The organism is Lysinibacillus sp. Y5S-8 (genome assembly GCF_036894365.1).
In the GTDB taxonomy this organism is placed as follows: domain Bacteria; phylum Bacillota; class Bacilli; order Bacillales_A; family Planococcaceae; genus Lysinibacillus; species Lysinibacillus fusiformis_D.
The window spans coordinates 3,401,481-3,422,409 of record NZ_CP145889.1; the positions used below are offsets into that span (position 1 = coordinate 3,401,481).

18 protein-coding genes are annotated in these 20,929 nt (G+C 37.7%); 2 read left to right on the forward strand and 16 right to left on the reverse strand.

What is annotated here, in order from left to right:
- The first annotated feature begins 111 nt into the window (after positions 1–111).
- A complete protein-coding gene (gene sspI, locus V6670_RS16570; protein WP_036128269.1) occupies positions 112–321 on the forward strand; it encodes a small acid-soluble spore protein SspI in 210 nt (69 codons plus the stop codon).
- A gap of 78 nt (positions 322–399) precedes the next feature.
- Positions 400–1,779 (forward strand): FAD-linked oxidase C-terminal domain-containing protein, encoded by a 1,380-nt coding sequence (locus tag V6670_RS16575; RefSeq protein WP_141904724.1) that lies wholly within the window; start codon positions 400–402, stop codon positions 1,777–1,779.
- A gap of 46 nt (positions 1,780–1,825) precedes the next feature.
- Here V6670_RS16575 and V6670_RS16580 read toward each other — a convergent pair whose 3' ends face one another.
- The 16 genes from V6670_RS16580 to V6670_RS16655 form a co-directional block, all read right to left on the reverse strand.
- Positions 1,826–2,338, reverse strand: a complete 513-nt coding sequence (locus V6670_RS16580; RefSeq protein WP_141904723.1) for a GNAT family N-acetyltransferase — start codon at positions 2,336–2,338, stop codon at positions 1,826–1,828.
- 15 nt (positions 2,339–2,353) lie between these two features.
- Entirely contained in the window at positions 2,354–3,067 is a 714-nt protein-coding gene (locus V6670_RS16585; protein WP_141904722.1) for an amino acid ABC transporter permease, read from the reverse strand.
- Positions 3,068–3,079: 12 nt separating this feature from the next.
- Complete coding sequence (locus V6670_RS16590) at positions 3,080–3,784, reverse strand: amino acid ABC transporter permease (protein ID WP_338651701.1); 705 nt, start codon at positions 3,782–3,784, stop codon at positions 3,080–3,082.
- A 23-nt stretch (positions 3,785–3,807) separates the two neighbouring features.
- Positions 3,808–4,632 (reverse strand): transporter substrate-binding domain-containing protein, encoded by an 825-nt coding sequence (locus V6670_RS16595; protein ID WP_141904720.1) that lies wholly within the window; start codon positions 4,630–4,632, stop codon positions 3,808–3,810.
- A gap of 20 nt (positions 4,633–4,652) precedes the next feature.
- Positions 4,653–4,931, reverse strand: a complete 279-nt coding sequence (locus V6670_RS16600; RefSeq protein WP_036128274.1) for a glutaredoxin family protein — start codon at positions 4,929–4,931, stop codon at positions 4,653–4,655.
- Between the two features lie 13 nt (positions 4,932–4,944).
- Entirely contained in the window at positions 4,945–5,958 is a 1,014-nt protein-coding gene (locus tag V6670_RS16605; protein ID WP_141904719.1) for an LLM class flavin-dependent oxidoreductase, read from the reverse strand.
- 45 nt (positions 5,959–6,003) lie between these two features.
- Positions 6,004–7,332, reverse strand: coding sequence for an LLM class flavin-dependent oxidoreductase (locus V6670_RS16610; RefSeq protein WP_141904718.1), 1,329 nt, complete (start codon positions 7,330–7,332; stop codon positions 6,004–6,006).
- A gap of 184 nt (positions 7,333–7,516) precedes the next feature.
- Positions 7,517–8,413 carry a LysR family transcriptional regulator gene (locus V6670_RS16615; protein ID WP_141904717.1) on the reverse strand — a complete coding sequence of 299 codons (897 nt, stop codon included), beginning with the start codon at positions 8,411–8,413 and terminating at the stop codon, positions 7,517–7,519.
- 295 nt (positions 8,414–8,708) lie between these two features.
- Positions 8,709–9,674, reverse strand: coding sequence for an ornithine carbamoyltransferase (argF, locus tag V6670_RS16620; protein ID WP_141904716.1), 966 nt, complete (start codon positions 9,672–9,674; stop codon positions 8,709–8,711).
- 229 nt (positions 9,675–9,903) lie between these two features.
- Positions 9,904–10,674: a thioesterase domain-containing protein gene (locus V6670_RS16625; protein WP_141904715.1), complete on the reverse strand. Its 771-nt coding sequence runs from the start codon at positions 10,672–10,674 to the stop codon at positions 9,904–9,906.
- A complete protein-coding gene (locus V6670_RS16630) occupies positions 10,665–11,747 on the reverse strand; it encodes a Gfo/Idh/MocA family oxidoreductase (RefSeq protein WP_141904714.1) in 1,083 nt (360 codons plus the stop codon). The genes V6670_RS16625 and V6670_RS16630 overlap by 10 nt, the downstream gene beginning before the upstream one ends.
- On the reverse strand, positions 11,744–12,868 hold the full coding sequence (locus V6670_RS16635; RefSeq protein WP_338651702.1) for a saccharopine dehydrogenase NADP-binding domain-containing protein: 1,125 nt from the start codon (positions 12,866–12,868) through the stop codon (positions 11,744–11,746). Before V6670_RS16635 ends, V6670_RS16630 begins: the two co-directional genes overlap by 4 nt.
- On the reverse strand, positions 12,852–18,368 hold the full coding sequence (locus V6670_RS16640; RefSeq protein WP_338651703.1) for an amino acid adenylation domain-containing protein: 5,517 nt from the start codon (positions 18,366–18,368) through the stop codon (positions 12,852–12,854). Before V6670_RS16640 ends, V6670_RS16635 begins: the two co-directional genes overlap by 17 nt.
- 1 nt (position 18,369) lies before the next feature.
- Positions 18,370–19,407, reverse strand: coding sequence for a methyltransferase (locus V6670_RS16645; protein WP_141904711.1), 1,038 nt, complete (start codon positions 19,405–19,407; stop codon positions 18,370–18,372).
- A gap of 11 nt (positions 19,408–19,418) precedes the next feature.
- Complete coding sequence (locus tag V6670_RS16650) at positions 19,419–20,183, reverse strand: ABC transporter permease subunit (protein WP_338651704.1); 765 nt, start codon at positions 20,181–20,183, stop codon at positions 19,419–19,421.
- Complete coding sequence (locus V6670_RS16655) at positions 20,167–20,925, reverse strand: ABC transporter ATP-binding protein (protein ID WP_338651705.1); 759 nt, start codon at positions 20,923–20,925, stop codon at positions 20,167–20,169. The genes V6670_RS16650 and V6670_RS16655 overlap by 17 nt, the downstream gene beginning before the upstream one ends.
- Between the last annotated feature and the right edge of the window lie 4 nt (positions 20,926–20,929).

Consider the following 20,929-nt stretch of genomic DNA (forward strand, 5'->3'; position numbering starts at 1 on the left):
CTATTTATATATAATCTCAGCAATTTATTGTAAAAATCATATATTTTTCTTTGGCATTTCATACATATTTAAACGATGATTGGACAAATTACTACTAAGGAGGCGAAATAGATGAATTTTCAAATAAGAGATGCCATTACTGCAAATGTTCATGGTCAATCTGCAGCAGAATTTAAAGATATTGTGGAAGATGCCATTAACCGTGGAGAAGAACATTTACTGCCAGGGCTTGGGGTGTTTTTCGAAAATTGGTGGAAGCAATCAAGTCCATCTGAACAAGATGAATTCGTTCAAAAACTAGAAAAAATATTTGCAAACTGATTTTTAATGCACAGTGCATTCCATTTCCAATAAATGCGTGATAAAGTTTTATTTATCAGAAAATTTGGAGGGATTGGAATGACTGTTGCAGTAGAATTACTTGTCAATCAACTCAAACAGGTGTTATTAGAAGAACAAGTGTCAACAAACGAAACGGTACGACAGCTACATGGGAAGGATGAATCTCATCATGCGGTGAGCCTACCTGATATCGTTGTTTTTCCACGCTCCACAGCAGATGTCAGTGCCGTTTTAAAAATTGCACATGCACAACGTGTACCAGTTGTACCATTTGGTGTTGGCTCCAGCCTAGAAGGAAATGCAATTCCTATTGCACATGGTATTTCCATCGACTTCTCTGAAATGAATACTATTTTAGAAGTTCGACCTGATGACCTTCTTGTAAAAGTACAGCCTGGGGTCACACGTTCTCAATTGAATAAGGAATTAAAAAAGCACGGTCTACAATTCACAGTAGATCCAGGTGCAGATGCAACATTAGGTGGCATGGCAGCAACGAATGCTAGTGGTACAACCGCAGTACGTTACGGTGTTATGCGGGATCAAGTTCGTGATTTAGAGGTTGTACTTGCAGACGGCTCCGTCATCCATACTGGTAATTTAGCCGCGAAGTCCTCTTCTGGTTATCATCTCAACGGTCTATTTGTAGGCTCAGAAGGGACACTTGGCTGCTTTACTGAGTTAATATTGAAAGTCTACGGTATACCTGAATTTGTAACAGCAGGACGCGCAGTTTTTGACACAGTAGGCGATGCTGTCTGTGCCGTCACTGCTTTATTACAGGCAGGCATTTCAATCGGCCGAGTGGAATTAGTTGATGAAGCCTCTATGAAACAAGCCAATATCTATAACGATACTTCCTATAGCGAAAAACCAACATTATTTTTAGAATTTCACGGAAATGAAGCAGGTATGCATGCAGATATAGCATTTGCTACAGAAATTTTTGAGGACTTCGGCTGTCTATCCTTTGAATTTGAACAAGATAATGCGGCACGTAACAAGCTTTGGGAAGCACGTCATTCCTTGGCCTATGCGTATATTCATGCTTACCCTGGGAAAAAGCTTATGTCAACAGATGTCTGTGTACCAATCTCCATGCTTGCAGAAACCATTTTGTATGCGCGTGAGCAGCTTGATCATATTGGGCTTACAGGCGGGATTGTCGGACATGTTGGCGACGGAAATTTCCATGCACTACTAATGTTAAATCCTAATGACATAGAGGAGCAGGCAAAAGCAGATCGCTTCAATGAACAGATTGTTCAATATGCTTTACTTCGGGGTGGTACATGTACAGGTGAACATGGTGTTGGCATTGGCAAAATGAAATATCAAGCTACTGAGCACGGTACCTCTTTAGCTGTTATGAAAAGTATAAAAGCAGCACTCGATCCATATAACATTATGAATCCAGGAAAAATTTTCACCCTATAACTAACGATAAACCCGCTGAATGACTATGTCATCAGCGGGTTTATGTTTATAAATCATAGCGGAAGCTCTTGACTAAAATGTCGCCCTTATAAAATTCCTTTGACTCGTCTCGTACAAAGCCTAGAGATAAATAAAGATTAATAGCAGCCTGCATGATATCACCTGAATGTAAATAAAGAGCCTTATCCTGTCTCTTTCTGGCAAAGGCAAAACTTTCGTGTAATAATTTCTTAGCGACCCCTTGCCCTCTCCCTTTCGGATGTACGCCTAACAAGCGTACGATCGTAGATTGAATATTCAGCTCTGGCAAGCCATATGCTTTTTCCGCATCAGTAAATAATTGTAGCCCTCCTACTATCTCCTCACCACGCTTTGCTACAAGAATTGTTTCTGCGTTCGGATTGCCAACTGAAGCACGGATATCACTTAAATATGACTGCCAATGTTCAGGGTCCTGATAGTCTTTTTCGTATTGCTCATAGCTCTCGACTAAAACCTCAAGATAGCGTTCATAATCTTCCTCTTGTAAATGTTCAATCACAATGTCAGCTACTGCCATGCTAGTTTCCCCTTTCTATGATGAAAAGCCACCCTTACGATAGGCGGTTACTCTTTTTTCAAGACGATGTGAGATCCATTCTGCCACAATTGATATTCCCCAATAAATGATTCCCACAGCAATAAATGACTCTAAAAACTTTAAATTCACAGAAGCAACGATATTCGCAGCACCAGTCAACTCTTTAATAGATAGAAAAAATGCTAAGGATGTGGCATGTAAAAAGCCAATAAAGACGTTTGTCAAATTCGGAATAGACTGCCCAAATGCTTGCGGTAAGATATAACGTCGCATCGCTTGAGTAAATGTTAAACCAATCGCATAGGCTGCTTCTAATTGTCCTTTCGGTACACTTAATATTCCTGAGCGAATAATTTCAGAAGCATAAGCTCCCGCACTAAGTGTTAAGGCGAGTATGACAAAAAATAATATAGGAATGGTGCTTGATTGTATCTTTAACTGTAAAGTACTTGCCATCATATCCACTAGCATTGGCAAGCCAAAATAAACGAGCATGATATGCATAATAATGGGCGTGCCTCTAAAAAAAGAGACATAAAAATTAAGTATAGGCGCAATAAATTTTAAGTGTTTAATGCGAACGAAAGCGACGATTATCCCTATAACAATACCTAATAAAACAGGTGTAATGGTCATGAATAAGGTTAAAGGTATTACTTTACTAATTTCTCGTAAGGCTTCTACTATAAAAGCCAGATCAATGGTCATACTATATTCCCCCTATTGTGAAGCCAATTCCTTTGGCATATAACGATTAAAATAGCGTTCGTTGAATTTAAATAATTTTTCCAGCACGATCACGATAATATAGTAAACAATAGACAATGCTACATAGATTTCAAACGCTCGTGTCGTTGAAGCAATCAAGGTTTCTCCACGTCCAACCATATCCATTACGCCAATAGAGAACGCTAGTGATGTATCTTTTAATGAACTAATCATCGTGTTTGCTATATTCGGAAAAGCAACACGAATTGCCTGTGGGAAAACAATACGCATAAAAGCCTGTGTTCCATTTAAGCCTACTGAATAGGCAGCCTCCATTTGTCCTCGGTCAACAGTTAAAATAGCAGCACGAAATATTTCGGCAAAGGCTGCCGCATTGCTTAGTGTGTAGGTAATAATGACAAAATACATCGCATCCATGCGAGTAACGTCAATATGAATCAACTTTAGCAATGCAGGTATGCCGTAAAATACTAAGAACAACTGCACTAAAATAGGGGTTCCACGAATAAAGGATATATAGACCGTGATGATCTGCTTCAATACGGGTATGTGGAGTAGCTTCGGTATGGCTAGCACAATCCCTAGTACCATACCAAAAAGTATGGAGAATAGTAGTATTTCAAATGTTACTGGTAAATATTGAAGCAATGTTGGAATGACCTTCGCAATGAGCATGACATCAAAGTTATTTTCCATACTTCCGCCTTCCTTTCCTGTCATTAGAAGTCTACTGTGTAATCATCACCTAACCATTTTTTACTAAGTTCACTTACCACTCCCTCTTCCTTTAATTCAACGATAGCTTCATCTAAGCGCTCCTGTAATGTCACTTCATTTTTATTGAGTAAAAAGTATACTTTTGAATTTAATAATGCGTCACCTACAACCTTTTGTTGTGCTTCATTGCTCTCGTTATAGTATCTGACTGCGAACGGTGTTGTAATAATGGCATCAATACGACCAGTAGCCAGTTGATTATTGACATCTACTGAACCAGAAGAATAGACGATATTCGCTCCTAAATTATGCTCTTTATTATATTTTTCAATAAAAACAGCGGAGTTACTCGTTGGTGAAACACTGATATTCTTCCCTTTCAAATCCTCAACGGATTGAATTTCTTTATTTTTCTCATTCACTGTCACCTTTAACGGGAAGACATTATACGGCTCTTTATTGAATAAAAACTTCTCCTGTCGTTCACTATTGACTTCCATTTGATGGGCAATAAAATCAATTTTCCCTGTCTCTAAACTTAGTAATAAATTGGAAAATTCCATTGTTTTAAACTCAAATTCATATTCTGGTAGCTTCTCATCAATTGCTCGAACAAGCTCCACGTCATAGCCCGTTAAATTGCCTTTATCATCTAAAAAGCAGATGTTTGGAAACTGTGTCCCCGTACCTACAATGATTTTTTGAACATCTTTCCCACCCTGTGCTGTATTTTGGGCACTCGCATCTCCATCTGATTTTTCTGAGCTTACGCAGGCTGTTAATAGTGCTGCTAGTACAAATAGTAGATAAAACGATATTTTTTTCATAAAATCCCTCTTTCCTTCTGTTATGCATGTGAGGGTAAGCTCACAGCAAGTGCCTTCTGTAGGTGTTCTAAACCTATTTCTGTTACAGCTTGATAGATACCCGTTTCACTTGATCCAATTTCTACAACAGGTACATATCGAACACCATATTTTATTTCAAGGATGTCGCGGAACGTATCATTCGACGTGACATCCACCGTTTTGTATGCTATTCGTTGTTCCTGTAAATACGCTTTTATATCCTCGCAATAACTACAACCTTGTTTCGACCAAACAATTATCTCTACATTTTTTGTCATGATGATGACCTCCTTAGCTGACTGCCACTTTTTGCTGTAGCTGTAAATTAACAGGACTTAATAGTTCGAATGAGCGTTTACGTTCAAACTCCTTCAATACAGGAGTATGCAAAATGAATTCATCTACCTGATATTGAACATGAAAATCATCTAATATTGCTTTAATATCCTTAGGCGATCCATAGACAATATCTGCCTCATATTGTTTGACCGTATACGCCTCTCCAGACTCTTGACCAAATTTTTCAGCTAGCTCTATCGATTGTAATGTCAGTGTTCTACCACTCGCTAAATGCACCTTCGTTATTTTTTGATCCCCAATCAATTCCTTTGCTTCCTTTTTGGTTGGAGCTGCAATGGCTGCGATTGATATGGCGAAGTGGCCACTGGCATTATACTCACGATAGATACGTGCTGCTTGCGCTAATACATCATTGTCACTATTAATAAATCGAGCAAAGACAAATGCAATGCCGAGTTTTCCTGCAAGAGCAGCACTTTCTGGGCTAGCACCGAGTAAAAATAATGTTGGCTTTATCTTCGGAATCGGCGTTGCTTGTATACCATATAATTCGTGCTCTTTTGGTATTGATTGCTCAATTAATTGCTGTAAAAATGTTAGTCTATCTTCAAAATCGTCCCCCTGATTGAGCGTGCCATATTGTAATGCCTTTGTGGAAAGAGGTAAACCACCTGGTGCTTTTCCAATACCTAAATCCACTCGTCCTGGCTCCAACGCTGCCAGTACATGGAAGTTTTCTGCCACCTTGTATGGGCTGTAATGTTGTAGCATCACACCACCTGACCCGATATGAATGGATTTTGTCTTTGCCAATAAATAGGCAACTAATACTTCTGGCGAGGAACCTGCTAATGTTTCTGTATGATGGTGCTCCGACACCCAAAAACGTGAGTAACCCAACTGCTCCGCTTTTTGTGCAAGTGCCACTGTTTTGTGCAAAGTTTGTTCGTTTGTTGCATCCTCGATAATCGGACTTTGATCTAATATGCCTAATGTATAGCTCATACAATGCCTCCTAATTTCTTTTATTCGAATAAATTTACTAGGTTTTTAGACAGACTGTGTGACATAGCGACTTTCTTTGAATGGTAATCCCAAATTCCCGCGCAGTGTTTCTGCCTCATAGTCTTTACGATAAAGTCCTCTTGCTTGTAAAATAGGCACGACCTTATCCACAAAATCTTCAAGAGCACCAGGCACGGTCACACCAATGATGAAGCCATCTGCCGCTTCCTTTTCAAACCATTTCTGTACAAGATCCGCTACCTGCTCAGCTGTACCAAAAAAGGCTGTTTTAGGTGTAGCTTCACGTAAAGCAACCTGACGTAATGTAAGACCTTCTTGTTTAGCATATCGTTTAATATAATCAGTTGTACTTCTAAAGCTATTGGCTCCAATGTCACCTAGTTCAGGAAACGGAGCATTCACATCATACTGAGTAAAATCATGATGGTCAAAATAACGTCCAAGATAAGCAAGTGCACGGTCTATGGAAACTAATTCAACGATTTCTTGATATTTTGCCTCTGCTTCCTCCACTGTATCGCCAATAATAGGTGAAATGCCTGGGAAGATTTTTACTTCATCTGGATTACGCCCAAATGCTGCCACCTCTGTTTTTACTCTTCTGTAAAATGTTTTCGCCTCTTCAATTGATGCACCATGTGTAAAAATAGCATCTGCATCCTTGGCTGCCAATCGAATGCCTGCATCTGATGACCCAGCTTGGAAAATAACAGGCTGACCTTGTTTTGATCGCCCAATATTGAGTGGACCTTGAACTGAAAAATAAGGCCCTTTATGATGTAAAATGTGTAATTTTTCTGGATCAAAAAATTGATCATTGTCAACGTCAGCAATAAAGGCATCATCATCCCAAGAGTCCCATAAGCCTTTGACAACCTCTAAATATTCTTCCGCAATTTGATAACGCTCTGCATGGTTAGGATGTTGGTCGATTGTTTTATTGTAATTCAAAGCAGTACTTTCTAATGGAGTAGTTACTACATTCCAGCCTGCACGCCCCGCACTAATATGATCTAATGAAGCAAATTGTCTTGCCACTGTAAATGGTTCGCTATAGGAAGTTGAAACGGTTCCAACTAAGCCAATATTCTTCGTCGCTACAGCTAATGCCGATAAAATTGTAATCGGCTCAAAGCGGTTTAAAAAATGAGGGATGGATTTTTCATTAATAAATAAACCATCTGCAATAAATGCTACATCAAATTTCCCTTGCTCTGCCTTCTGAGCCTGCTGAATATAAAAAGGCAAGCTTACACTTTGATTACTCGCTACCTTTGGATGACGCCAACTAGAAATATTGCCCCCCACTCCATGAATGATGGCCCCAAATCGAATTTTATCCTGTCTAGCCATGTCAATTCCTCCTCAATCCTTATTATTTACTAAACTTAGTGGTTAAGTATGTTTTTGTTTAAAAATTTTTTATTTATGCTAATTCATAAATAAATTTGGATTGAGAATGATATTACAGTTCCTTTAGACAATATGCAATAGGCTACGTAATAGAAAAAATTTTAAGTTCTGAAAAAATATTTAATCAATGCCTTTCTTGCATGCTTTCAAATTGCTTAGCGGTCTCACAGATTGTCTGCCAAAAGGCTGTCGTCAACACCTCTTTATCTTTATAGGTTAAAAATATGTGTTGATTCATATCCAATAAATGCTTGACGTCTATCTCCACAAATTCACCGCTTTCGAGCTCCTTTTTGACGCAAAGATGTGGTAAAAAGCTAATATAGTTCTTTGTCCGAATAAATTCCTTGGCAACTTCTAAATGATCCGTACGTACTTCAATATTGGCTGTCACGCCCTCTATCTCAAACATTTTATGCACATAATTCCAATCAAACGCTCCACATTCAAAAAACACCATTTTCTGTTGGGCTAACTCCTTTGCTTGCATACGTTCACGCTGTTGTAATAGATGATCACGATGTTTCACAAGTTTCACCGCATTGTTTAATAATAGCTCATTACTGATGCCATCTCGATGCACATATTGAATAAGACCTAGATGGATTTGATGGCTTTGTAACTTTTCTAAAATCATCGTAGTTGAACCTGTAATTAGTTGAAATCGCAAATTAGGAAATTGCTCTTTCCATTTTGGCAATGCATAGGCTAAGAAATACTGTGCTGTCACCCCATTTGCCCCAATACATACTTCATCTGTTTCCTGTGTTTCCTCTAATTGCTTCTTTCCTTGCTGAAACGTTTGGACAATTTGTGTAGCAAACGGTATAAAGTCTTTTCCTTTCTCCGATACGCTCACACTTCGCCCATCTCGGTAAAATAATTCAACACCAAGCTCCCGCTCTAACGATTTGATTCGTGCTGTCACAGTCGGCTGAGATAGAAACAGTGCATTGGCTGCCTTATGGGTACTTTTGTAATGGACAACATATAAAAATGCCTCGATATGGTCTATATTCACGAGGAGTTCACCCCTTCATACTTATTTATCCTATTATATAAATAATTCTTTATATTCTCTATAATTTATTAGAAAACTATGTTTTAAATTTTTATCAAAAGAAAAAGTAACCTAGCGTCTCCTAGGTTACTTTACTATGTAGCGATGTTGCCATCCATCTTGACAACAAACATCGCGCGTGGTTTACAGCCCTCTGTCTGCGCTACCACTGTTATGTTATTCACTTGAACATCCTCTGTTGTGCAAGTAAACTCTCTTTATCGTACTTCTCAACTCGAGAAGCATATGTCCAAATTTAAGCAAGAATCGATGCCAGTACGGCTTTTTGTGCATGCAGTCTATTTTCGGCTTGTTCAAAGATATAAGAATTAGGGCCATCAATAACTGATGTTGCCACCTCTTCCTCTCGATGTGCTGGTAAGCAATGCAAGAACATATAATTTGGTTTTGCGTAGGCAACTAGCTCATCATTAATTTGATAACCAGCAAAGTCTTGTAAACGTTTAGCTGCTTCTTCCTCTTGACCCATCGATGTCCAAACATCTGCATAAACCACATCTGCATTTAACACGGCTTCGATAGGATCATTTGTGATTGTAATAGTACTGCCATTTGCCACTGCAATCGCCTGTGCTTTGGCGATTACTTGCGCATCACACTCATACCCAGCTGGTGTTGCCACAGCGACATTCATACCGACATGTGCAGAAGCTACGACTAGTGAGTGCGCTACATTATTGCCATCTCCTACATAGGCAATTTTAAGCCCTTTTAAAAAGCCTTTATTTTCTGCAATCGTTTCTAAATCCGCTAATGCCTGACAAGGATGATAAATATCCGTTAGTCCATTGATGACTGGAATAGCTGCATGCTCTGCAAGCTCCTTGACCATCGCGTGAGAATTTGCACGAATCATAATCCCATCTAAATAACCGGATAATACATGTGCTGTATCATAAATCGATTCACCACGACCAATTTGCAAATCGCGCGCATGCATAAACATACTTTTCCCACCTAATTGATTCATGCCAACTTCAAATGAAATACGTGTACGAGTTGAATGTTTTTCAAAAATCATGCCAAGTGTTTTACCTTCTAATAATCTTGGACATTTCCCCTCTTTTGTAATCATTTTTAGCTGTGTTGCTAGTTCAATCAGTTCTTGAACCTCTTGACTTGTATAGTCTAGCAATGTTAGAAGATCTTTTCCTTTTAAACTAGATACTAACTTCAACTGTACTTCTTCGAGTAATTTCATTGCCTTCGCTCCTTACATCGTTGCTGTTGAAATTAGTATAACATGCATAAATATAAAATCAACTGAATTTTTATAATTTATTTCAATTAGAAAATACGAGGCTTTAAATGTGACGAAAATTCGTCATATAGAATATTTATGCATACATTAAGATTCATCTATACTAATCTTTTAAAGCACAAAAAGGATACCTCCGTTTTAAGGTATCCTTTATATATTCTTTGCGTAACTAATAACTCATATGGCAGGTGTTTTCCTGACAACTCTGTTCTAACTCCTTATAATAATCCTGTTTATTTTCATATGGGAAAAAGTGACTTCCGGAAAACTCTTGCAAATGGAAGGTATTAGTCGTGACTACTTGCCAATTTTTCACATCACATGCTGGTGCATCAGGATCATTCGTTCCACAATGTGCAAGAATCGGACCATGGAATAATTCATCTTGATAATCAAAAGACTCATTCAAGCGATAATCATTTTTTACAATAGGTAAAATATATTGCAGCACTTCTTCATTTTCTAACAATTCATTCGGTGTACCACCTACTCTTTTTAACTCTTGAATGAGCTCACTATCGTCCATCGTTGTTTGATAGTCATCAGGAAAATCATCCTGTGGGGCATGGCGGCCAGCTACTATTAATAAATTCACCTTTCTCTTATATTTTTCTTCTAACAAACAGGCTGTCTTAAATGCAAGAATAGCTCCCATGCTATGACCATAAAAATAAATTTGTGTTTGACTTGTCACTTGATGAATAGCCTCTGCAATTTGTGGTATGACATCATGATAATTTGTCATGTACTGTTCTTTTATTCTTGTTGACTTTCCAGGTAGCTCGACCGGAAAGACAGCTAAGTTCCTCTCCCATGTTTTCCAATTTTTAAAAACGGCTGCACTGCCACCAGCATGATGAAAGCAAAAAAGCTTACAAGGATGACCATAATCTAACGCTTTCACAAAAGGAAACCATTTTTTCACATTCATCATATCCATTCTTTTTCTCCCTTAATATCCCTCATTCTTAACGGCTCTCGTTCCTGTATACAGACTTTTTGGGACGGTCCAATTTTCTTCCCAATATTATTCCATAATTTACAAGCTGTTAAATAATATTGTGTTGTTTGATTGAAGTAAGAACGACTCCAAATTTCTTCTGAAAATGTTATAAGAGAGCGTTCAACACTTTTTGGCCATACCTTTATATATAAATCTTCAAAGCTCGTATTTTGTGCAGGAAAGACAATCTCCTCAACCGGATAGCTTAAGAATTTATTGTCTCTTTTCTTATTAAATATAGTTGATTCGTTTAATGATGAGCTCATACATGGCATCCAGTGTACTGATCCATGCGGGTCTGGTAGATACAATGTTCCTCTGTTCGTTCCTAAAATCACTCTATGCAACAAATAAATATTACTTTCTGGATTAGCTAAATCCATTTGATTGAAAATGCGTAACGTCACTGGAATATCCCGGATTTGTCCAGATAGCGTATAAAAGGGATCATGCTCTGTAGGATTATTAATTGGTTCAAGTGTACAAGTTTGTAAGCCACCAAGTGCTTTTCCGATAATATCAAGCATTGGAAATAATACTTGGATACTACACGCCGCCTCTAAATAAATAATGTCGCTAGCTTCTCTTAATGTTTGCGCTGTTTGTAAAAAGGCATATACGGCATCAACATTTGGGTAAAAACTATTCAAGTGATACTTACAATTACCAGCTTTCGCACTTTTAATTAGCTTTAAATAATCATCTTCATGCACTGGATGCTCCTGAATAACATGTATACCTTTTTCTAAAAACGCTTGTGCAATGCTTGTCCCTGCCCCACCCACGATAGTAGATTTAACAACAACACAGGCAACATCCACCTGCTCATTTGTTATTTCATCCACATCGGTGTAAAGCGGTACATTAAATGTATTAGCGAGCTCTTCCGACTGTTTACTACCTTTAGATAAAATACCTACAAGCCTATAATGAGATGGTAAGTTTAAAATTGCCTGCACATAATACGCTCCAAATTTCGTACCACAAACCACTACCCTTAACGGCCTCATAATATCCCTTCTTCCAACAAGCTTACATGATTTTCTGTATGTGAAGTGATGCTAAAATATTCTATCGCACCCTGCACACGCAATTCTCGCATCACAATAGTAGGATTTAATATGTCATATGCCCAATAAACACCATTTTCGTGCACCATTCCTTCTATAATGGCTTCTACAGATAATGCACAAATAATGCCACTAATTATAAAGCTATTTTGACTAAGTAATTGAGCTTTTCGTCGTATTGGCTGTTGCTGATACTTTCCAATCATTTCAATGATAACGGTGTACCATGTTTGCCGCACAGGGAATACAGTGAGTCTTTCCATCAATTCATCTATAATTTGATGTAAATGTTCTGATGTATTTTTCATCGCCAATCGTATACACGCTTGTTGTAATAATGAAAAAACAGCTTTATTTGGATACATATTATGCCAATGTGCTTCAGTTATCTGTAGCTTTTTTGCGAGGCGGATTGTTTCATTTGTTATATACCTTTGAGTATATATTTCTTTTTCCTCACCATAAATGGTGACATTTATTTTTTCTGGCTGTACAGTATCTCGTACTATTTCTTTATTCTTATAAAAGGCATTCGCTGTGCCAAACCCATAAATGGAGCTAAGCATTAAATCAGCAGCTGCTCCTTTACTATATGTTTCTTCACCACCTGCATAGCCGATTACTTTCTCTATTTGATCGAACCCTTCTTGAGCTAATAAACGAGGAAGAATCCCAGATAAACCGGGAAAACTTCCTGCTGAAAGAATCATGATATTCGTTAGCTCCTGCTGCATAAATTTTTTTTCCAACAAATCGGCACCAAATGCATCAACATAATGGGCTCCCACTTTTTTTGCAGCCTGTGCTACTCTATCAATAATGCTATACGATGGGCCTGCACAATTTAATATGATTGTACATCCTGTACAAAATGTCTCTAACGCCTCTTGGTCATATATATCTACTTGCCTATAATCTATATATTCATATGAGTGAGCATGTTCTTTATTGCCACTTCTACTACCACAGCGTAGTGGATATTTATCCTTTAAAAATCGTACAGCTGCTTGTCCAACGGATCCACTGTAGCCAATAATTCCTATTTTAAATTGATGGTTCATGACTAACTCCTTTAAGCAGTAAATGAGCAGTCTCTTTCACATATGGCTCTTGTAAACAGGTAATGTGATTGCCATTTATAGGTATAATATTCAAGTGACCAAATGTAATCTCTTTCCAAAATTCTTCATTTCTTGTACCCATGACTGGTAAAAAGGATGACGTTTTATCGATACAGCTAAATGCAGCTACATCTCCCATGAAAGGCTCTGTTCCATACGATACAACACCTTTAAAGCTTTGACAGAAAATTTGATATAGCGTTTCCATTCGCTGTTTTTGATAGGCAGAAATATCACCCTGCAAAGCTGGAACAGTCGTATATAAATCTACCAATCTCTGTTCAGGTGACTTACTAGCAAGCTTTTGGTAACAGTGTGCAACGGGTGTGAACTCTCCCGTTAGTTCACATAAATCTTCAATCGTAATCATGTTCGTTTCTTTTTTGATTAAATCTTGTAATGCTTTTTTGAGTAATTCATCGTCAACAGCATGACCGCTTTTTTCAAGATCTGCACCTATTAATAAACCAAATGTTCTTTCCATTAATAAATCATTTCGAAGCTTGGCATCACACGGCGTAGTATCTATAGTTATGACGGGTTCAACCTGAACTCCCTCTGCAAGTAACACCTTTGCTGTTTCAATAGCGATAAGTCCACCCATGCAGTATCCTATTAGTTCATAGCTTGCAGCATTTAGCTCTAACAATTGTTTGGCATATTTTTGCCCTAAACTTTGAATGAGTGATTCAGATGGATAGGCTAAATAATCTGCTTCATCGCCAAAAATAAACCCTGCTATCGTATCTTTGCGATTAGATTCTTCTATTAAATAAGGGAGCAATTGATTGTATGGTGTAAGTGTCCCTGTTCCATCATGAAATAGAACTTTCATGTTACCGCCCATTTCACCTTCAGCTAAAATAACGAAAGACGTTTTCTTATCTGAAGTAGTTTCATCCTGTACTGTTTGATGATCTTCCAGTGAGTGACTTATCTTTTCTGCAATCTCTGCAATGGTTGGCGTTTGTAAAATTTCCACCATTAATTGATCCCACTCCCAATGCTTCACCTCTGGTAGTGTATCTCTCATGGCGGCCACAATTTGTGCCACTAGTAATGAATCACCACCTGCTTGATAGAAGTTTTCATTACGCCAAATACTTTCTCGATTTAATGCCTTTGCCCAGATAGCTGCAATTCTTTTCTCTAAATCGCTTTGTGGGGATTCTCCAGATTGTGCAATAAATGGATTAGATGCTTCTAAGCGACTTTGTAACGCACCACGATCCACTTTACCATTTTCAGATAACGGTAATTCACGGAGTACTTCAATATGCGCTGGGAGCATATATGCTGGTAATTGTTCTTCTAAATATTGTTGAATCTCACTCGCATAAATTCGCTTGCGTTCACCTATAAACTGACCAACAAATACTGCCTGATTGGCTGCTGATAATGGATCATTTTGGGTAGGATATACACCCGCTATCTCCATTTGTGCTGCTGCAAATAACTCATGCCACTGTTCACGATTGAAAAATACTTGATCATTGTCTTTACGAAAATCTTCAAAATCATTTAGACCCGCATGAAATTCCATCGATGTAAGGAGGGAATAGTTTTCCCCTGTCGTATCCGCCACGATCAATGCCCCACCTTCCACTGTCATTTCCTTAAAAGCCTGTAGCACTTGTGGTGCTTTTTTAGCATTGTGTAAAACATTATTACATAAAATCAGGTCAAAGGAAGATGCTTGAATTCCTTGAGACCAATAGGATTGATTGATATCATACAAACCATATGTAACCCACTTATAAGGTTCAAATGATTTACGTGCTTCATTTAAAAAGAATTGTGATAAATCTGTAAAAACATATTCTACATTTTTTTGATCTAATGACGGTATTAACTCTAAACTTACACCACCTACGCCTGCTCCTACTTCTAAAATTCGAAATGGTTTATTTGGATAACTCGCTCTAAATTCATCTATAATCGTATGAACAGCTTGAATCGTCACTTGATTTAATGAACGACTAATCAGATTGTCTTTATATGCTGCTAAGGCAATCTCAAAGCTGCCTTTTGGGAAAAATAAATCTAACGAATCTATTTCGCCTCGAAGTAAACCTAGAAGATGCTTACTTGAATCCTCAAAGTAATCCACAAGCTTTTTACCATATTGCATTTTTCCCTCAATTTCTCTCCATTGTAGCCAAGACATTGCTGAAGCATTATGCGGTAAATCTGTATGAATTAGATAATAGTTTGTCGTAGCTGGATTTTGCTGAATAAGATTCTCTTTACATAACACATTCAGCCATCGTCTGAGTAGCTGATGATAATAGGGATGAACTTTCACAATTTGCTGAATCTCACTAAAAGAAAATTCTCGATCATCTATAAATATATCTAAGTCCTGGAATGTTTTCATAATATCTAGGACGGCTGTCCAATTGGAAATTGTAGACCATTGTGCAAATAGCTCGCGATCTACAGCATGAGTTGCTCGATCTCCAGCAGTCTTCACTATAGCTGCTAACTTGTCTGAAGGAACGAAGGTTGTGACTTCATTTGTATTTTTTCTTGCTTGCGCGAATGCTGAAATACTAAATTCTTTTGTTGCCGAATCCTTACTTGCAATTACGGCAGCATGCTCTATCTGCTGCATTCGTTGTAGCGAGCTTTCAATTTCGCTTAGTTCAATGCGGTGCCCATGAATTTTTACTTGCGTATCTTCTCTTCCCAAAAATTCAATCACACCATCTGGTCGGTATCTGCCTAAATCGCCAGTTGCATATAACCGTTCTTCTGTGTAAGGATGGATTATAAATTTCGCTGTAGTATTTTTTTCATCGTGTAGATAGCCAGTGGCAAGCCCCTCTCCTCCAATATATAAATCACCAATTGTCCAGTCAGGGCATTCTTCTAGCTCCTTATTCAACACATAAAAATTTTGATTGGCCAATGGCTTACCATAAGGAATGCTATTTTTATAAGCCGTATTCATATCTATTGGATAATAAATAGACCAGATGGCTGCTTCTGTAGCTCCACCAAGACTGATAAATTGCGCTTCTTCAAAATAATGTGCCATTTGTTTAGGTAATGTAACAGGTATCCAATCACCAGATAAAAATACTAGACGCAATACGTTATGAAGAGTTGTTGTCGTATCCTGCATATAGGCGGAAAGAAGTTGCATTTGAGCTGGTACTGAATTCCAAATAGTGACCTGCTGAGATGTTATAAGTTCCAGCCAATGTTTTGGATCTTTATGACGTTTATGCTCTGGTAATATAATGCTACCACCAACACTTAATAAGCCAAAAATATCGTATACGGATAAATCAAATGCTAAATTAGCAATTGCTAAAACTCGATCATGCTCTGTTACATGGAAACGCTGATTCATATCCAATATTGTATTTAGCGCCGCTTTATGACTGACAATAACGCCTTTTGCTTTACCTGTACTGCCTGATGTATGAATAATGTAAGCTGGCTGCTCAACGTCTACACGTACAGGAACTAATTGTGCTTCTGATACAACGTTTAATTGCTCGACACTAATAAAAGTAAGAGCATCTTGTTCGTATAATTTACTAGAATGACTATGACTTAAAATAAATGTAATTTGCGATTCATTGATAATATCTTTCTTCCGTGCAATCGGTTGCTCTCTCTCTAAAGGTACATACACGCAACCCGCTGTTAATGTTCCTAATACAGCAGCAATTTGCCAAATCCCTTTCGGTAAATCAATGGCTACAAAATCCCCTTGCTGTACACCTTCCTTCAGCAATGCCTGTTGAATAGCAAATACATAGCGACCGAGCTCCTCATATGTAAAATATTTGCCATCTGCATAAACAGCCATATTTTTAGGATATTGTGTAATGGCATCTAGCACTTTGTCATACAGTAATCCTTTAGGTAAATTAACTGTTGTATTCTTTATTTCATTTCTAACCTTTTGCATTGCTTCTGGTAAGCCTATCACATCGCGATCAGTCCACGCTCCCTTGTTATTTGCCAGGTTTGTTAGGTGATCCACAAAAAACTGAAAAGCAGTATCCATTAAACCATTTGGAAAAATGCCCTCTCGTACATCCCAATTTATCAATACCCCATCAGGTTGTTCAGATACTTGACAATCAATCCACACTTGAGGAGTCTGACTAATTTTATAGGCTAACTTCAACTTAGGCTCATTATCAGACATATGGCTATTTACCTCAGCACCTAATGTGCTTGTATAAACAACAGGAATAATAACATCTCGATTGCGCTGTCGCTTTAATTCACGCAATACCTCAATTCCTGAAAAATCCCGATACTCTAAATCTGTCCAGAGCTGCTGTTGAATTTCAGCCGCATGCTCATAAAAAGCTCTATCTCTTTTTGCATATATTTCTAATAGATTAATCGTTGTAAAGTCTCCAACTATATCATGAATTTGAGCATGAATAGTAGGACGGTTAAGCATCGTAATATTCAAGCAAAAATGCGATTGTTTTGACCATACGCCGATAATTTCAGCAAAAGCCGTCAATATAATACTAGATGGCGTTAGTCGATGCTCTTTTGCCTTCTGACTTAAACTTTGCCACTCGTGTTTCGGTAATAAAAAATTAAATTGTTCAAAACGAACGGCATGACTATCCATTTTGTCACTTACAACTGGTAACTCTGGCGCTTCTGGAAAAGTCTCTAAACGGCTAGTCCAATAATTTTTAGCTTTGTCATAGGCTGCCGATCGATTATATTTTTGTTCATATTGTTGGGTCATTACATCTCTAAATTGAATGTCTAAAGCTGGTAATGGTGTATTTTCTGTATAATAAAAGTGTTCTAATTCAGCTATTAATACATTGATACTGACAAAATCAGCAATTAACATATCAATGGATAGATGAACAGTACTTTGATTTTTTTGCTGTGTAAGGACGAGGTCGTACAATGGCCACTTATCAGGAGCATACTGTTTAACAGATAGCTCATTTCTTACTTGTAATAATCGTTGATTCGCAGCTTCAGGTGCTTCCTCTGTTAAATCAATAACCTGTAAAGCTGGAAGCTCTACATTTTCTAGTACTTGCTGATAGCCCTCCTGATGCACTATCGCACGAAGCATATCATGACGTTTTATGACATGATGCCATGCCTTTTCAAGCTGTATAGGATCAAAAATAGTACCAACTAGTTCAGCATATACTTTACAGCCTACTCCACCGTAATGATAATTGCCGCTTCTTCCTACTAAATAGGCTGATTGAATATCTGTAAGTGGAAAGGAATCATAACGTCTTTCTGCGTCATGGGTGATTGGCTGGTGTTCTTTTTGTAAAAAGTCAAGAAGCTGCTCTTTATGCTGTCGTAACCGCTCTTTCCGTTCATGTGTAAGTACACCAGTTGGAGCCTTAAAATGTAATTTCCCATCTTCTACCCAAAGATTTACGCCCAATTCGCGATACTCTGCTACTAATTTTTTCATATTATAATATGCCCTCCTGATATTCGAAGTCCTTTTTGACAACTTCTATTAGATAGTCATCTTCTTTTAATGGATAAAGTGCTTTGATCTTTAAGTCGCTTTGATGGAATAACGCTTCAAACTGCGATTGTGTTCTTTCCTTACCTCCGCACATCGTCCAAATATTTAAATCCGTCATATATAAATGTGAGGCATTTCCTTCAATGACCTCTGGTAATATTTTTTCAATAATAGTTAGTGCAGAATTTTCGCTCATACTTTTGGCAATATTACGTAAAATTGTGATTGCTGCTTCATCCTCCCAATCATGGAGAATTCTCGATAGAATATAGAGATCACCTGATCGTGGCACTGCATGAAAAAAATCTCCTGCCTGAAACGTACATCGACTATCGAAACCGTAAAGTGCCAGCTTCTCCTCCGCCTTTTGTTGAACATGTTGTAAATCGATTACAACCCCTTGAGCATTGCGATAATATTCCAAAAATTTCACAATTATCTCTCCAGATCCACCACCAATATCAATAATTGTCTTGATACAGTGCCAATCCTTTTTTGCTGCGAAATAGGTGTCTAATTGAAGCTGTTCACTTGTTTTACTCATCATATTATGAAACACTTCAAATTTTTCGTTTTGCTGTATTTGTGCTTGAAAATAAGGCTGTTGCTCTACTAATTGATATGGGATTTTGTTCATTTTTATTGCCTCACATAGTTTTGACCAATAAGGCATTGCTTGTCTCCCTGTAAATAGCAGAAAATCCTTTAAAGAATCCTTTGCTTGTCCTGCCAACCGTTCCCCTAAAGGAAGTAAATTAAAATAATTTTTTTCTTCATTCACATACTTTAAAGCCACTAATGGTCTCATAAAACGAAAGAGTATGTCTTCATCAATTGCTAATTCCTCTGCCAATAACGATACATGTCTTCGTTCTTGATATAAGGCATCAAATATTCCTAATTCACAAGCTGTATAGAGCAAATAAGATGTAGAAAAGCCTTGAATCGTTGAACGTATCATACTTCCTTGTATATCCATAGTTTTTCTCCTTAATGGTTACTGCTTTTATCTGCCATCAATTTATACCATTTACAAACAGTGTTTTCTGCGATATTAATAAGGGCATATAACCCTCCACCCAATAAAGCTAGTCCTATCACACCTGCATACATAGCTAGATAATCTCTACTATCCATTCGATTTAAAATGTAATATCCTAATCCGCTAAAAGATGCAAAAGTTTCTGCTATAAATAGGATGGCTAATGCTGTTCCTAATGAAGCCCTTAAAGAAGTCATCACACTCGGTAAACAATAGGGTAATGTCAAATGAGACAATGTTTGTAGTTTTGTAGCATTTAATGACCGGATAACTTGCTTCTGATCATAAGGAATTCCCTTCGCTGCATCACGGATGACTACGACTAATTGAAAATAAAGAACAAAGGCAATTAAAATGATTTTAGGGGCATCGCCTAATCCAAATAACACAAGAATAATTGGTAAAAAAACAACCTTCGGGATAGGGTAGAGCACATACAATAAAGGACTTAATACGAGGTCTATCTTATTATTCCATCCCATAAGTAATCCTGTAGGAATCGCTAATAAAAGAGCGCAGCCAATACCAATAGCTACTCGATAACTACTAATGATAAAATGTGGTGGTAAATCACCGTTTGTTACTACTGTTAAAAATGATAGTCCTGCTTTAAAAGGAGAAGGTAAAAAAGGTTTATTTAATGCAATGCTAGACAGATGCCATAATAAAATAATCATGATGGCAGCAATCACTATACTATATGTCTTCTTCACAGGGCTCTCCCTTTAATAATTGTTTAATCCGCTGTTGCTGACGATACATGCAAGCAGGATGATGACGCTCCTCCATTTGATAATCATTCTCAATAATTCCTGCAATTGTTTTTCCATTCGTGTGAAATACAACAATTCGATCGCTCATCATCAGCGCTTCATCAATATTATGTGTCACGAATAGTAAGGTTAAATTTCTTTCATGACGTATTGTCTGTAATGTCTGCATTAATTGCTCCTTCGTTAAAATATCTAACGCTGAAAACGGCTCGTCCATTAACAAGACTTTTGGTTTTTGAATTAAAGCTCTACCGATGGCAACCCGCTGTTGCTGCCCCCCAGATAGTTGGAAAGGGTAGCGGTTCTGCAAATCGTGAATATTCAATTGCGATAAAATTAATTGTGTGTTCCTGTCCCTTTCCTGCTTAGACCGTTTAGCAAGCTTTAAAGGGAGAGCTATGTTAGCTTTCACGTTTTTCCATGGAAACAGGCCATAATTTTGAAAAATAATCGCTATCTCCTGCTGTGGTCCTTTCAGTTCTTTACCATCAAAATAAATGGTTCCTTTAGTCGGTTTCTCCAAGCCAGCTACAATATTTAAAAATGAGGATTTTCCGCTACCTGAGACACCAACAATAGCTACACATTCACCTAAAGATATATGAAGGCTAATATTTTGCAGAGCGTTCACCATACCTGAGGCTGATTTGTATGCTAAGTCAACATGCTGAATTTGATACATGGCC